The organism is Neohoeflea coraliihabitans (genome assembly GCF_019334345.1).
Lineage (GTDB): Bacteria > Pseudomonadota > Alphaproteobacteria > Rhizobiales > Rhizobiaceae > Pseudohoeflea > Pseudohoeflea coraliihabitans.
This window is the reverse complement of the sequence record NZ_JAHWQX010000003.1, coordinates 194,882-208,529: the sequence shown is the minus strand read 5'-3', so window position 1 is coordinate 208,529 and position 13,648 is coordinate 194,882. Positions and strand designations below refer to the sequence as shown.

Annotated in this window: 15 protein-coding genes; 11 read left to right on the top strand and 4 right to left on the bottom strand. The window is 63.0% G+C overall.

Features of this window, described 5'->3' with window-relative positions:
• The first annotated feature begins 94 nt into the window (after positions 1–94).
• From KY465_RS12075 to KY465_RS12065, 3 genes are all read left to right on the top strand, one after another.
• On the top strand, positions 95–1,702 hold the full coding sequence (locus KY465_RS12075; protein WP_219201963.1) for a fumarate hydratase: 1,608 nt from the start codon (positions 95–97) through the stop codon (positions 1,700–1,702).
• A gap of 185 nt (positions 1,703–1,887) precedes the next feature.
• Positions 1,888–2,961, top strand: coding sequence for a GGDEF domain-containing protein (locus KY465_RS12070; protein WP_255561638.1), 1,074 nt, complete (start codon positions 1,888–1,890; stop codon positions 2,959–2,961).
• Between the two features lie 157 nt (positions 2,962–3,118).
• Complete coding sequence (locus KY465_RS12065) at positions 3,119–3,739, top strand: L,D-transpeptidase (RefSeq protein ID WP_219201962.1); 621 nt, start codon at positions 3,119–3,121, stop codon at positions 3,737–3,739.
• A 58-nt stretch (positions 3,740–3,797) separates the two neighbouring features.
• Here KY465_RS12065 and KY465_RS12060 read toward each other — a convergent pair whose 3' ends face one another.
• Together KY465_RS12060 and KY465_RS12055 are read right to left on the bottom strand one after the other, a co-directional pair.
• Positions 3,798–4,475: a pyridoxamine 5'-phosphate oxidase family protein gene (locus tag KY465_RS12060; RefSeq protein WP_219201961.1), complete on the bottom strand. Its 678-nt coding sequence runs from the start codon at positions 4,473–4,475 to the stop codon at positions 3,798–3,800.
• 51 nt (positions 4,476–4,526) lie between these two features.
• On the bottom strand, positions 4,527–5,468 hold the full coding sequence (locus tag KY465_RS12055) for an alpha/beta hydrolase (RefSeq protein WP_219201960.1): 942 nt from the start codon (positions 5,466–5,468) through the stop codon (positions 4,527–4,529).
• A 46-nt stretch (positions 5,469–5,514) separates the two neighbouring features.
• Between KY465_RS12055 and KY465_RS12050 the strand changes: the two genes are divergently transcribed.
• Positions 5,515–6,000: a MarR family winged helix-turn-helix transcriptional regulator gene (locus KY465_RS12050; RefSeq protein WP_219201959.1), complete on the top strand. Its 486-nt coding sequence runs from the start codon at positions 5,515–5,517 to the stop codon at positions 5,998–6,000.
• A gap of 50 nt (positions 6,001–6,050) precedes the next feature.
• Here the strand turns inward: KY465_RS12050 and KY465_RS12045 are convergent, their stop codons facing one another.
• Entirely contained in the window at positions 6,051–6,416 is a 366-nt protein-coding gene (locus tag KY465_RS12045) for a gamma-butyrobetaine hydroxylase family protein (protein ID WP_219201958.1), read from the bottom strand.
• Between the two features lie 148 nt (positions 6,417–6,564).
• Between KY465_RS12045 and moaA the strand changes: the two genes are divergently transcribed.
• The gene (gene moaA / locus KY465_RS12040) at positions 6,565–7,584 is read left to right on the top strand and encodes a GTP 3',8-cyclase MoaA (RefSeq protein ID WP_219201957.1); all 1,020 of its coding nucleotides are present in this window, start codon (positions 6,565–6,567) and stop codon (positions 7,582–7,584) included.
• A gap of 98 nt (positions 7,585–7,682) precedes the next feature.
• Positions 7,683–8,597, top strand: coding sequence for a DMT family transporter (locus tag KY465_RS12035; RefSeq protein ID WP_219201956.1), 915 nt, complete (start codon positions 7,683–7,685; stop codon positions 8,595–8,597).
• Here the strand turns inward: KY465_RS12035 and KY465_RS12030 are convergent.
• Positions 8,594–8,815, bottom strand: coding sequence for a hypothetical protein (locus KY465_RS12030; RefSeq protein WP_219201955.1), 222 nt, complete (start codon positions 8,813–8,815; stop codon positions 8,594–8,596). The genes KY465_RS12035 and KY465_RS12030 overlap by 4 nt on opposite strands.
• 215 nt (positions 8,816–9,030) lie before the next feature.
• On the opposite strand from KY465_RS12030, the gene KY465_RS12025 reads away from it, so the two are divergent.
• The 5 genes from KY465_RS12025 (at position 9,031) to KY465_RS12005 (ending at position 13,615) form a co-directional block, all read left to right on the top strand.
• Positions 9,031–10,221, top strand: coding sequence for a multidrug effflux MFS transporter (locus KY465_RS12025; protein WP_219201954.1), 1,191 nt, complete (start codon positions 9,031–9,033; stop codon positions 10,219–10,221).
• Entirely contained in the window at positions 10,218–10,886 is a 669-nt protein-coding gene (gene mobA, locus KY465_RS12020) for a molybdenum cofactor guanylyltransferase MobA (protein WP_219201953.1), read from the top strand. The genes KY465_RS12025 and mobA overlap by 4 nt, the downstream gene beginning before the upstream one ends.
• Before the next feature lie 190 nt (positions 10,887–11,076).
• The gene (locus tag KY465_RS12015; protein WP_219201952.1) at positions 11,077–11,871 is read left to right on the top strand and encodes an ABC transporter substrate-binding protein; all 795 of its coding nucleotides are present in this window, start codon (positions 11,077–11,079) and stop codon (positions 11,869–11,871) included.
• 116 nt (positions 11,872–11,987) lie between these two features.
• Positions 11,988–12,785: an ABC transporter permease gene (locus tag KY465_RS12010; protein ID WP_219201951.1), complete on the top strand. Its 798-nt coding sequence runs from the start codon at positions 11,988–11,990 to the stop codon at positions 12,783–12,785.
• Positions 12,785–13,615: an ABC transporter permease gene (locus KY465_RS12005; RefSeq protein WP_219201950.1), complete on the top strand. Its 831-nt coding sequence runs from the start codon at positions 12,785–12,787 to the stop codon at positions 13,613–13,615. The genes KY465_RS12010 and KY465_RS12005 overlap by 1 nt, the downstream gene beginning before the upstream one ends.
• The last annotated feature ends 33 nt before the right edge of the window (positions 13,616–13,648 follow it).

Here is a 13,648-nt window from a genome sequence, read left to right as displayed (position 1 = left end):
CCCGCCACCGATTCCGTGCAATTGCATTTGCCGGGCCTTGCCCCTAAGACCGTGGCCAAGTTCTGCGACCGACATGTGACTGGAAAGGTATTCCGTGGCTGACGATCTTTTTCCTCTGGGTCCCGACACCACCCCCTGGCGCAAATTGAGCGACGCGCACATCACGACCGAGCGATTCCGCGACGAGGATCTGCTGGTCGTTGACACCGAGGCCTTGCGGCTTCTCGCCGAAGCGGCCTTCGCCGACATCAATCATTTGCTGCGCCCCTCGCACCTGCAACAGCTTGCCAGCATTCTCGATGATCCGGAAGCTACCGAGAACGACCGCTTCGTCGCCTTCGACCTCTTGAAGAACGCCAACATAGCCGCCGGCGGCGTGCTGCCGATGTGCCAGGACACCGGCACGGCGATCATCATGGCGAAAAAGGGCCGTCGCGTCTGGACCGAAGGCGGCGATTATGCGGCGCTGGCCGCCGGCGTCATGGACGCCTACGAGAAGAAGAATCTGCGCTACTCGCAACTGGCGCCGCTGAAGATGTTCGAAGAACGCAACACGCGCAACAATCTGCCGGCGCAGATCGACATCTATCAGGAGGGAGAGGACGCCTACGACTTTCTGTTTGTCGCCAAGGGCGGCGGCTCGGCGAACAAGACCTTTCTCTATCAGGGAACGCCCTCGCTGCTGACCCATGACCGCATGATCGAGTTTCTTCGCGAAAAGATCCTCACGCTCGGCACGGCCGCCTGCCCGCCCTATCACCTCGCCATCGTCATCGGCGGCACCTCCGCCGAGATGAACCTCAAGACGGTCAAGCTCGCCTCGACGCGGTATCTCGATGCCCTTCCCACTGAAGGCTCGGAGACCGGACATGCATTCCGCGATCGCGAAATGGAAGCCGAGGTGCACAAGCTGACGCAGCAGATGGGCGTCGGTGCGCAGTTTGGCGGCAAGTATTTCTGTCATGACGTGCGCGTCATCCGCCTGCCGCGTCACGGCGCCTCGCTGCCCATCGGACTTGGCGTCTCCTGCTCCGCCGACCGGCAGGCCAAGGGCCGCATCACGCGCGACGGAATCTTTCTAGAGCAACTGGAAACCGATCCCTCAAGATATCTGCCCGACATCGACGAGGAAAAGCTCTCCGAACACGTCGTCAAGATCAATCTCAACCAGCCGATGCCGGAGATCCTCGCCGAATTGTCACGCCATCCGATCAAGACGCAGCTGTCGCTCAGCGGCTCGATCATCGTCGCGCGTGACCTTGCCCACGCCAAGATAAGAGCACGGCTCGAGGCCGGCGAGCCGATGCCCGACTATTTCAAGAATCATCCGATCTACTACGCCGGGCCCGCCAAGACGCCGGCCGGCTATGCCTCCGGTTCCTTCGGCCCGACCACGGCCGGGCGCATGGATTCCTACGTTGATCAGTTCCAGTCTTTCGGCGGGTCGATGGTCATGCTGGCCAAGGGCAATCGCTCGAAAGCGGTGCGCGACGCCTGCGCCCGGCATGGCGGTTTCTATCTCGGATCGATCGGTGGTCCGGCGGCCCGCCTGGCGCAGGACTGCATCAAGAAGGTCGAGGTCGTCGAGTATCCCGAGCTGGGAATGGAAGCGATCTGGCGCATCGAAGTCGAGAACTTTCCTGCCTTCGTCGTGGTTGACGACAAGGGCAACGACTTCTTCCAGTCTCTTAACCTCGGTTAACGCGGCAGGCTGATTGCGCAACGAAAAGTCGGGCCTGTTTCCTGCCGCGCAACTTTCCGCCGCGGCGGCATTATTTTTTCCGCAATTTTTCAGGTCAACGGCCTTCGTGGGGGCCAGTGTTAATCTTTCTCCAAGGTTTGCTGCCCTATTGTTTTCACACACTCGAGGGGCCCTGGGGAATTCGCATGACGATGCCGACCGGCGGCAAGAAGGTACGGATGCTCGACGCCGCGACGATGGTGCTTGCCACCATGCGACGCAGCAATATTGCCGGCATTCCGCGCAACTATGAACTTGTCTACGAAGCGCTCAACGCGTCCAACGCGCAGCTCACGCGAGAGTTCGAAGCGCTGGGGCCGACGCCGACGCAGCAGCAACTCGATGATCTGGGCCGAAAATATTTCGCCCATCACTACAAGACGACCGTGGTGGACGGCGCCCATGAGCGCATCACCGAAGAGGTGCAGTCCATGTTGCGCCTCCTCAAGCAGGAGCAGTCATCGCTGGAAAGCTATGCGCGCCTGCTCAACGAGACCTACAGCCGGATTTCCTCCAAGAACCACGCCAGCGCCGAGATTCTCTCGAACATCGTCAACACCTTGAGCTCGGCGACCGGCGACACGATGGAAAAGGGCGAAGTCGTCGTCAAGCACATGGTGGAGCGTGCCTTCGAGATGGAGCAGGTCAAGCTCGAACTCGATGAATACAAGCGCATTGCCCATACCGATCCGCTGACCAGGCTGGCCAATCGACGCGCCTTCGACGACAAGATCACCGAAATCTACAGTGACGCGCGCGACGCGATGTACCATGCCCTCATCGTCTGCGACGTCGACAACTTCAAGCAGTTCAATGATCAGTACGGCCATCCCGTTGGCGACCGCGTCCTCGGAGTTGTGGCAGCGGTGATGCGCTCCAACCTGCGCAAGGATGTGTTCCTGGCCCGCACAGGCGGCGAGGAATTTGCCGTCATCCTGCAAGGCACCAGCATGGACATCACGGTCGAGGTTGCCGAGCGCATCCGCCAGGCCATCCACGCCACGCCGTTGCGCAACCAGAAAACCGGCGTCGACTACGGGCCGATCACCATTTCGCTCGGCATCTGCATGGCGTCCGACGCCGACGATGCATCCGAACTCTACAACAATGCCGATATAGCGCTCTATCTGGCCAAGAATCGCGGGCGCAACCAGGTCCAGTTGTATACGCCGGAGATGCAGGGCGAGCTCGAGAAGAACTGGATGATGTACAGGAAGTAGCGCGCCGCGGTGGCGCAAGCGGGCCACAGGCGCACAAATTCTTGCCTTCGGCGCGCCTGCCGGCCCGCTGTTTCACTTGCGGCAATCGGGATAGGCCGCTACGGCAAAATCACCATCGGACCGGGGCATCCGATTTCTAGATCTGGGGAACATCAGCATGAAAAAAATCGCAATCGCAGCAGCTATCGCCCTTCTTGTCACGGCGCCGCTCGGCACCTCGATGGCGCACGCCGCGCCGGACGGCAATCAGAGAAGCCTGCTGCAGATCCTTTTCCCGCCTTCGAAGAATTTCGGTCGCACGCATCGCAATTCCGACAAGTCGCCCATTCCACGCCGTACGATCCGCTTCGCCGAGAAGCACGCCAAGGGCACGATCATCATCGACACGTCGGACCGCCGCCTCTATCACGTCCTCGGCAACGGAAAGGCCATGGCCTATGCCATTGGAGTCGGACGCGAGGGTTTCACCTGGCAGGGCACCAACCGTATTACCCGCAAGGCCGAATGGCCGGGCTGGACGCCGCCGCAGACCATGCGTGATCGCGTCAAGCGCCAGGAAGGCCGCATACTGCCGGCCTACATGAAGGGCGGACCCGACAATCCGCTCGGCGCGCGCGCCCTGTATATCGGCTCGACCATCTACCGCATCCACGGCACCAACCAGCCCTGGACGATCGGCAAGGCGATGTCGTCGGGCTGCATTCGCATGGCGAATGAAGATGTGATCAATCTTTACAACCAGGTGGGTGTCGGCACGCGGGTGATCGTTCGCAACTGACTGCGCGCATTCACCTGTCACACCGCCTGATACACCGGACCAATGGCGCGCCGCGCCCTCACCAGAGAGCCTGGCGCGCCCGCTGCGGCCATTCGCGGTCGAATTCCTCTGCATCGAACGAGGCCTCGATCTCGCGCAGGATCTCTCCCATTTTCGGCAGGCTGTCCGCGTCGACACGACCTTCCGGCTCCCACATGCGCGCCCGCAGCAACGCCCGCGAACATTGCGCATAGACCTCATGTATGGACACAACGATCACCAGCCGCGGTCGCTTGCCATCGATCGCCAGCCGGTCGAGCAGATGCGGCGCCACCGAGAGTGTTGCCGAACCGTTGACGCGCACCGTCATGTCGAGCCCCGGTGTCAGGAACAACAGGCCGATGCGGTCGTCGTGGACGATATTGCGCAGCGAATCCAGCCGGTTGTTGCCCGGCCGGTCGGCAATCAGCAAGGTCCGGTCATCGGCAATCGTCACGACGCTGCCACGATCCCCGCGCGGCGAGCAATCGAGGCCGCCGGGGCCGGCGGTCGCCAGCGCCACGAACGGAGCCGCGGCAATGTGTGTGCGATAGGCCGGCGTCAGTTGCGGCACCACCTTGGTCAGTGCTGCGCCGCCCGCGGCGGGATAGAGCCGTTCCAGCGCCGCGATGCTGGTAATCGTCAGCTCCTCGCCATCGTCTTGCTCCGCGGTGCCAGCCTTTGAAGGCACCTCAGTCGCTGCATCCCCTACCGCCATGCCGTTCCCCCTATTGCTGCCGCATGCGAGCCGCGCGGCTCTGGCGACCGCTCAGGCCGCAGTGGACCGCGCTGCCGGCGTCCCGGTCTGGTCCGCCGTAGCCGCGGGCGCATCGTTCAGGAAGCCGGCCAGCGCGTCAAGCATGAGCGGCGCGCGCAGGATGCGGCGGTGGCCCGCGCCCCTGACCGGCACCAGCCGCACATGCGGCCCGGCAGCGGCGAGGCGCTCGGCTTGCCCGAAATCCACCTCCTTGTCATCTGGGGCATGCAGCACCAGAACTTCGGCCCGCAGGCGCTTCACATCATTGGCCGCGTCATAGGCGGCAAGCGGTTTGCCGGTCTGCTGCAGAACCTCGCCTTCGAAGGCGGCCTGCACCCGCGCCGACAGGCCGACGCTGGCTCCGATCCATTCGAACAGGGCGGCAAGCCGGGTCGGCGCTGCGATCACCGCCAGCTTGTAGGGCCGCCGACTGGCAAGGCCGGGAACGGCACCGGCGGCCGCTGCCAGGACAGCGGCGCCGCCGAACGAATGCCCGACCATCGCATCAAAAGGTCCGAACTCGCGCCACGCCGCATCGATTGCCTGCACCGATGCCATCAGATGGCTGGTCTGCCCGCGTGACCTGCCGTGACCGGGCAGGTCGATCGCCACCGGCCGAAAATTCTCGGCTTTCAGCCGGTTGATGATCGGCAGCATGTGTTCGCTGCGCGAGCGATACCCGTGCACCACCAGAACCCGCCTGCCGCCCTTTGCCGCTGGCGTCGGCGCAAAATCATAGGCGGCAATCAGCCCGTCATGCGTGCGCAGCCACACGGTTTTCGCCGCCTTGAAAGCGGCTGCGGCCCGCGCCAGCACTTCCGCTTCGCGGCGCGACGCCGGTGCGCCGCTCGGAGCGCGTGAAGCCAATCGAAAGGCCAGCCGCCCGGCACGCGCCGTGCCGAACAGCGACACCAGACCGATCAGGACGCCTATGGACTTCAGGGCCAGGCTCATCGTACAGATCCTATAAGTTCAACCATGAACAGATGATTGTACAACCATGAACAAAAATCAAGCCCTCCCCTGGGACAATCCGAGGTTTCGCAACTGGGTGGCGGTCGCCCGTGCCTGTCAGGTCATGGGTCTGACCCTGGCGCGCGCCCTGCAGGGGCTGGATCTCAAGCCGCCGCATCTCGACATCCTGGCAAACATCTATCGCCATCCCGACATCTCGCAGCAGGAGCTTGCGCACAAATTGCTGGTCGGGCGCTCGAATCTCTCGATGCTGCTGCCGCAGCTCGAACAGCGCGGTCTTGTCGCGCGCGCCATTGATCCCGCCGACCGGCGTGTTCTGCGGCTCGCTCTGACCCCTGCCGGCCGCTCGCTGACCGAGGAAGCCCTGGCCATCCAGACGGCGGTGATCGAACGGTCGATGGCAACGGCATCGATCGAGGAGTGTGATCTCGTCGGCGACGTCATGCAGCGCCTGATTGCCGCCCTGACCCAGGGCAATGACGATGACGGTGGCGAAGCCAATCAGGCTTAGCGCCGCCGAAAGCCGCGCATCCTGTTCCCTTGGCAAGGCCTGCTGCCGGACTATGGCTCGCGGCGCAGGCCCTTTTCCGTCAGTTCGGTGAGGTAGCCCTGCCAGACATCATCCTGGGTTTCGCCGATCTCGCTGAGAAACGCCCAGGTGAAGATGCCGCTGTCGTGGCCGTCATCGAAAACAAGCCGGACGGCATAATGGCCAACCGGCACCACATCCGAAATGGCCACGTTGCGCTTGCCCGGCACCGTCACACGCTGCCCCGGCCCGTGCCCCTGCACCTCGGCCGAAGGTGAGCGCACCCGCAACAGTTCCGCCGGCAGCTCATAGCGCCGTCCATCATCAAATGCCACGGCGAGGTTTGTCCCCGTGTTCGTGACCTTCAATTCTGTCGGCCAGGCGTCTTCGTGCCGCATTGCAATATCTCCCGCTGCATGAGCGTTCTATGTTGTCTGGCACAGCAACGGCAAGCGCCGATGCGCGGGGACTTGGCGGCAACGGCTTGAAATTGCCCCCAATCGTCTCGACATTGTTTTGTACCACGTTCCGTGAGATAGAGGCCTGATGCTGCACACTTCAACGCCATTGCCGGCCATGATCGATCCCTTCGGGCGCGCCGTGACCTATCTGCGGGTCTCGGTCACGGACCGCTGCGATTTCCGCTGCACCTATTGCATGGCCGAGCACATGACCTTCCTGCCGAAGAAGGACCTGCTCACGCTCGAGGAACTCGACCGCGTCTGCTCCGCTTTCATCGCCAAGGGCGTGCGTAAATTGCGGCTGACCGGCGGTGAGCCGTTGGTGCGCAAGAACATCATGCAACTGATACGCCAGCTTGGGCGCCACCTCGACAGTGGTGCGCTCGACGAATTGACCCTGACCACGAATGGCTCGCAACTGGCCCGCTTCGCGCCGGAGCTCTTCGAGTGCGGTGTCCGGCGCATCAATGTCTCGCTCGACACGCTTGACCCCGAAAAGTTCCGCACCATCACCCGCTGGGGCGATCTCGACCGCGTGCTTGGCGGTATCGCCGCCGCCCGCGATGCCGGGCTTCAGGTTAAGATCAACGCCGTCGCACTGAAGGACTTCAACGAGCACGAAATCACCTCGATGCTTGAATGGGCTCACGGCGAGGGGATGGATCTGACGCTGATCGAGACGATGCCGATGGGGGAGATCGAGGAAGATCGCACCGACCGCTATTTGCCGTTGTCCAAGGTTCGCGCCGATCTGTCCGAGCGGTTCACGCTGACCGACATCCCCTACAAGACCGGTGGCCCGGCGCGCTATGTGCAGGTGGCTGAAACCGGCGGGCGTCTCGGCTTCATCACGCCGCTGACCCATAATTTCTGCGAGAGCTGCAACCGCGTGCGTCTGACCTGCACCGGCCGGCTGTACATGTGCCTCGGGCAGGATGACGAGGCGGACCTGCGCGCCCCGTTGCGCGCCTCCGATGCCCCCGGTCCGCTGTCAGATGCCATCGACGAAGCCATCGGGCGCAAGCCCAAGGGTCATGATTTCATCATCGAGCGCGGCCGCTCGCAGCCGGCGGTCAAACGCCATATGAGTGTTACCGGCGGCTGAGCCCGGCGCGATTTTTCGGCTGCATGCGCGGCGTAAGAGCGCCAGATATTTGCCTTTGGCGGGCCGCGTGCCAACGCCGTTCAGTTTCGGATCGTCCCATGCCCCTTACTTCCAATCAACGCGGCGCGCTTTTCATGTCGCTCGCCCTGTTCGGCTTCACGTTCAATGATACCCTCGTCAAGGCGATGTCGGCCGACATGGAGATGGGCCAGATCATCTTTGTGCGCGGCGTCATCGCCTCGCTGCTGATCTATCTGCTGGCCCGCCATCGCAGGGCAATGCGACCGCTGCGTCTTTCCCTCTCGCCCTGGTTCGCCCTGCGCGTCATCGGCGAGGTCGGCGGCACGCTGACCTTCCTGACCGGACTGGCCCAGATCCCGATCGGCACCGCCACCGCGATCCTGATGGCGCTGCCCCTTGCCGTGACCATGGGGGCGGCCTTGTTTCTCAACGAGCCGGTCGGCTGGCGACGCTGGAGCGCGATCGCCGCCGGCTTCCTCGGGGTCCTGATCATCGTCCGTCCCGGTCTCGAGGGATTTTCCCCCTATGCGCTGCTGATCGTCGGCACCGTGCTCTTTGCCGCCTCACGCGACATCGCCACGCGCAAGCTCGACAGCTCCATCCCGCCCCTGTTCATTTCGGTGGTCACTTCGCCCTTCGTGGCGCTGGGCGGCCTGCTGATCGATCCGCCCTTCGCCGGCAACTGGATCGCCCTCGATATCGCCACCGTGGCGCTTCTGGCCCTCGCCGCCGGTTCGCTGCTGTTCGGCTATCACTTCATCATCCTGTCGATGCGGGTCGGCGACATCTCGGCCGTCGCCCCGTTCCGCTACACCGGCTTCCTTTATGCCGTCATTCTCGGATTCATCTTCTTCGGCGACGTGCCGGACCTGTTCATGATCATCGGCGGCACGATCATCATCGCTTCGGGCCTGTACACGCTGTACCGCGAGCACGTGCGTGCCGACGCCGGCAGCGTCGCCGCCGAATCGCCGGTCCGGCATACCCCTTAGTCGGAGAGGGCGGAAGAAGGGTCTGGCCCCGCTACGGCAAGCGGCATTGCCCGCCTGTCAGCGCGCATGTGCGACCGGCGCTGCGGGCCCAGCTGGGCCTCGCCGCCTTCCATTGCGGCAGCGCTTTCTTCCCATTCGGCGAGCACGTCATAATGCTCGCACGTCCCCCACAGGGCCGCACAGAAGGGACAGGTCTGGGGAGTCGCCGTGTCGCTCATTCCTGCCTCCTGTGTGTCTGAGTTTGCCAAAGCGCCTGAGAATGGATGCCGATGAAGATGCCATCCGACCGGTTAAGAATCCGGTTGCCGAATAGCTAGAATGCTCCTCAATTTGCTTGGTTCGGTGTGAGGAAATTGCACAAGACGATTGAAATCACTTAGGTAGGTGCATGTCTCGCCCCGATACAGCGTTGCCCCGCACTCCGCCCCATTTGATGACCCTGGTTCTTGTCACCGGGCTTGCCGCGCTCAATCTCAACATTTTCCTGCCTGCCCTTCCCGCCATCGCCGAGCATTTTCGCGCCGATTACGGGCTCGTGCAGCTGATTGTCTCGGGCTATCTCGCCGCCACCGGGATCCTGCAACTGTTCATCGGGCCGCTGTCGGATCGCTACGGCCGGCGCCCGGTGCTGCTCTGCAGCCTGGCGATCTTCATTCTTGCCACCATCTTTTTGCTGATCTCTCCGACCATCGAGATGTTTCTTGCAGCGCGCATGCTGCAGGCCACGGCGGTCGCCGGATTGATCCTGCCGCGGGCCATGATCCGCGATGTCGTTGATATGGATGAAGCCGCGGCGCGCATTGGCTATGTCACCATGGGCATGGCCGTCGTCCCGATGCTTGCGCCGGCGCTTGGCGGCTTTCTCGCCGGTCTTTTCGGCTGGCAGGCGACCTTCATCTTTGCCCTGGTCTACGGGATCGCGGTTTTCGCTCTCTGCCACCACGATGTCGGCGAAACCAATACCCACCGATCCACCAATCTGAGGCAGCAAATTGCGGCCTATCCCGAATTGCTGGGCTCGCGGCGGTTCTGGGGCTATGCGCTGACGTCAACCTTCACCGCCGGCACATTCTATTCCTTTCTCGGCGGCGCGCCCTACGCCGCAAGCACCGTGCTCGGCCTGCAGCCCCAGGCCATCGGCCTGTGGTTCGCCCTGATCGCGCTCGGCTACATCCTCGGCAATTTCCTGTCCGGCCGATACGCCCGGCGCCTTGGCATCACGCGCATCATGGTGCTCGGCTGTTTCGTCTCCATCATCGCAACGCTGCTGCCACTGTTGTTCTACAGCGCCGGCTGGATTTCGCCGCTCGCCTTTTTCGGACCGACCTTTCTGCTCGGCGTCGGCAACGGCATGACAATGCCGGGCGCCAATGCCGGCATCGTCAGCGTTCGTCCGCATCTGGCCGGCTCGGCATCCGGACTTGGTGGCACGATGATGATCGGCGGCGGCGCCATCCTCGCGTCCTGGGTCGGGATGCTGCTCGATGCCGACAGCAGCCTGCTGCCGCTTCTCTTGATCATGGTGGCAACGACCCTGTTCGCCATTGCCGCCGCGCACTATACCGGACGCATCGAGCGGCGCATCGCAAGCGGTCTGGATACGCCGCGCGGCAGCGTCCAATGACCGCGCGCAATCGCCCGCATGATCAGGCCGTAAACCCGCCGCCCGGCGCCGCCATCGCCGCTGCGATCATTGCCGGCGGTGCGGGCCGGCGCATGGGGACCAGTGCCGAGGGGCGCGACAAGCCGATGCGCCTGCTCGCCGGCCGTCCCCTGATCGAACATGTCGTCGCACGGATGCAGCCGCAGGCGCGCCTGGTGGCCATCAACGCCAATGGCGACCCGGACCGCTTTGCCGGCATGGCCGTGCCCGTCATCGCCGATCGGCCCGGACCCGGGGCCGGTCCGCTGCGCGGCATCGCCACCATGCTCGACTGGGCCGCGGGGCAACCGCAAATCACGCATCTCGCCACGGCTCCCGCCGATTGCCCCTTCCTGCCGCGCGATCTTGTCGAACGGCTTGCCGCGGCTTGTACATCGCCTGGCTGCGCTGCCGTCGCGGCTTCCGGCGGCCGCACTCACCCTCTCTGCGGCCTCTGGCCCGTCACGCTTGCCCCGCTTCTTGAAAATCACCTGCACAGCGCGGCAGATCTCAGCATTCGTGCCTTCCTCGATCGTATTGCCTGCGCGACGGTCGAGTTTCCCTTCGCCAATAGGGCCGATCCATTCTTCAATATCAACCGGCCGGAAGATCTCGAGACCGCCGAGCGGATTCTCGCAAATCGCTGATCAAACCTTCGCCGGCAGGTGCCGTTACGTCATTGTAATGGCTAATATAATTGCGCATCCACGGTGAAATTCGCAATTGCTTTTCTCGACGAAACAGTGGGAATATTCCCGTTTTCGTCGTCCCGTTTGGGATCATCCACATCGACCAACACGCAGCCTCGGGCTGCAAATCTGAACTGAGGGGAAATCAATGCAACTGTCAAAAACGATCACCACCGCCGTTTCGGCACTGGCTCTTGTTCTGGCGTTTGGCGCCACGCAGGGCATGGCCCAGGACGGCCTGAAGCAGATCACCATCGGCACGGAAGGCGCCTACCCGCCCTTCAATACCCTGGAATCCGACGGAACTCTGACCGGTTTCGACATCGATATCGCCAAGGCGTTGTGCGAGGAGATGAATGCCGAGTGCACTTTCGTCACCCAGGATTGGGACGGCATGATCCCGGCCCTGATCGCCGGCAAATATGATGCCATCATCGCCTCGATGTCGATTACCGAAGAGCGCAAGGAAAAAGTCGACTTCACGGAGAAATACTACAACACGCCGCCGGCCATCGCTGTCGCCAAGGACTCGGACATCAGCGAAGCCTCCGATGCGGCGCTTGACGGCAAGCTGCTCGGCGCCCAGTCGTCGACCACCCACTCCAACTACGCCGAAGCCAAGCTGCCTTCGGCCGAGTTGAAGCTCTATCCGACCGCCGACGAGTACAAGCTCGACCTGGAATCCGGCCGTGTCGATGCTGTCATCGACGATGTCGTGGTGCTCAGCGAATGGGTCAATTCCGATGAGGGATCCTGCTGCAAGATCCTCGGCACCCTGACGCCGGACCTCGAGATCAACGGTGAAGGCGCCGGCATTGCGCTGCGCAAGGGCGAAGATGAATTGCGCGAGTCCTTCAACGCAGCGATCGCCGCGCTGCGCCAGAACGGCAAATACAAGGAAATCAACGACAAATATTTCGACTTCGACGTTTACGGCGAATAAGCTGAGCGCACAGCAACGCGCGGCGCCTGCCTCGCGCATCGTCACACCACCGGGCGGCGATTTTTCGCCGCCCGGTCTGGAAAGGCCGGGTCGTCCGGCAGACTTGTGGGGACTCAATGCCTGACCCGACGGCGCCGCCGCTGGTGGCAGCTTCGGTTCTGTCTTCCTTCGATCCGCTATGCGGGCCGATCGGTCTGCTGCAATTGCTGCCCGATGCGTCGCTTCTCGCCTGCGGCGCCGAAGGTTGGGGCGACGAGATCGCGTCCGGCTTCTTCATCACGGTCACCCTGTCGCTCGCCACCCTGCCCGTCGGGCTGACGCTCGGCTTCTTTCTGGCGCTTGCCAAGATCAGCGCCGCTCCTTCCCTGCGCCTAGCCGCCAACATCTACACCACCATCTTCCGCGGCCTGCCGGAACTTCTGACCATCTTTCTGATCTTTTACGGCCTGCAGATCGGCCTGCAGCAGCTTGCCGTCGCCCTCGGCATCGATGCGACCTTCGAGATCAACGCCTTCTTCGCCGGTCTCATTGCCTTGGCGCTGGTCTTCTCCGCCTTCGCCTCCGAAGTGCTGGCCTCCGCCTTCAAGGCCATCCCCGCGGGTCAGTATGAGGGGGCAGCCGCGCTTGGCTTGCGCTCACGCACCGTCATGCGGCTGATCATCCTGCCACAACTGATCCGCATCGCCCTGCCCGGACTCGGCAATCTGTGGATGAATCTCCTCAAGGACACGGCATTGATCTCGGTCATCGGCCTGTCCGACACGCTGCGCCAGACCGGCATTGCCGCGCGCATCACCAAGGAACCGTTCTTCTTTTTCGGCATTGCCTGCCTGCTCTATCTTGCCCTCGCCATGCTGTCCTCGCTCGTCACCAGCCATCTTGAAAATCGCTACAAGCGGGCGGAGCAGCGCTGATGAGCCATGTCACCGAACTGTTGCCGCCGGCGCCGCCGCCGCCCGAAACCAAAGGCCGCGTCACGCCGGCCAAAATCATCGGATGGGTACTCGTGGCCGCCTGGTTCTTGGCCGGCGTCGCCCTCGCCGCCTGGCTGATCGGCGCCTGGGACATCGACAAGATTGCCCTTTACGGACCGAAATACCTGTCCGGCCTGTGGGTGACGATCGAATTGGTGGTCATCTGCATCCTGCTCGGCGCCATCATCTCGATCCCGGTCTGCTACGGCCGCATGAGCCAAAACCGCGTCCTGTCGGCCTTCGCCTATGCCTATGTCTACTTCTTCCGCGGCACGCCGCTGATCGCCCAGCTCTTTCTCATCTATTACGGTTTCGGCTCCTTCCGCAGCGAACTGGAAGCCATCGGCCTGTGGACGATCTTCCGCGACGCCTGGAACTGCGCCCTGTTCGCGTTTTCGCTGAATACGGCGGCCTACCAGGCGGAAATTCTGCGCGGCGCCATCGAAAGCATACCGCGCGGCCAGTTCGAGGGCGCCAAGGCCCTCGGCCTCAACCGCTTTCACACCTTCCGCAAGATCATCCTGCCGCAGGCGATGATCGTCGCCCTCAGGCCTTATGGCAACGAGATCATCCTGATGATCAAGGCCTCCGCCATCGTCTCGATCGTCACGGTCTTCGACCTGATGGGCGAGACCCGCCGCGCCTTCTCGCGCACCTTCGATTTCCAGACCTACATCTGGGCAGCCGTGTTCTACCTCGTCATCGTCGAGATGCTGCGCAACATCTGGGTCGTGCTCGAAAACCGCCTCACCCGGCATCTCAAGCGCTGAGCCGCGACCGCAAAGACAGTATCAACCGCTGGG

Excerpts from the sequence above, each read along its gene's own strand:
- KY465_RS12070 (WP_255561638.1), top strand. The coding sequence starts at position 1,888 with ATGACGATGCCGACCGGCGGCAAGAAGGTACGGATGCTCGACGCCGCG.
- KY465_RS12065 (WP_219201962.1), top strand. The coding sequence starts at position 3,119 with ATGAAAAAAATCGCAATCGCAGCAGCTATCGCCCTTCTTGTCACGGCG.
- KY465_RS12060 (WP_219201961.1), bottom strand. The coding sequence starts at position 4,475 with ATGGCGGTAGGGGATGCAGCGACTGAGGTGCCTTCAAAGGCTGGCACC.
- KY465_RS12055 (WP_219201960.1), bottom strand. The coding sequence starts at position 5,468 with ATGAGCCTGGCCCTGAAGTCCATAGGCGTCCTGATCGGTCTGGTGTCG.
- KY465_RS12050 (WP_219201959.1), top strand. The coding sequence starts at position 5,515 with ATGAACAAAAATCAAGCCCTCCCCTGGGACAATCCGAGGTTTCGCAAC.
- KY465_RS12045 (WP_219201958.1), bottom strand. The coding sequence starts at position 6,416 with ATGCGGCACGAAGACGCCTGGCCGACAGAATTGAAGGTCACGAACACG.
- moaA (WP_219201957.1), top strand. The coding sequence starts at position 6,565 with ATGCTGCACACTTCAACGCCATTGCCGGCCATGATCGATCCCTTCGGG.
- KY465_RS12035 (WP_219201956.1), top strand. The coding sequence starts at position 7,683 with ATGCCCCTTACTTCCAATCAACGCGGCGCGCTTTTCATGTCGCTCGCC.
- KY465_RS12030 (WP_219201955.1), bottom strand. The coding sequence starts at position 8,815 with ATGAGCGACACGGCGACTCCCCAGACCTGTCCCTTCTGTGCGGCCCTG.
- KY465_RS12025 (WP_219201954.1), top strand. The coding sequence starts at position 9,031 with ATGACCCTGGTTCTTGTCACCGGGCTTGCCGCGCTCAATCTCAACATT.
- mobA (WP_219201953.1), top strand. The coding sequence starts at position 10,218 with ATGACCGCGCGCAATCGCCCGCATGATCAGGCCGTAAACCCGCCGCCC.
- KY465_RS12015 (WP_219201952.1), top strand. The coding sequence starts at position 11,077 with ATGCAACTGTCAAAAACGATCACCACCGCCGTTTCGGCACTGGCTCTT.
- KY465_RS12010 (WP_219201951.1), top strand. The coding sequence starts at position 11,988 with ATGCCTGACCCGACGGCGCCGCCGCTGGTGGCAGCTTCGGTTCTGTCT.
- KY465_RS12005 (WP_219201950.1), top strand. The coding sequence starts at position 12,785 with ATGAGCCATGTCACCGAACTGTTGCCGCCGGCGCCGCCGCCGCCCGAA.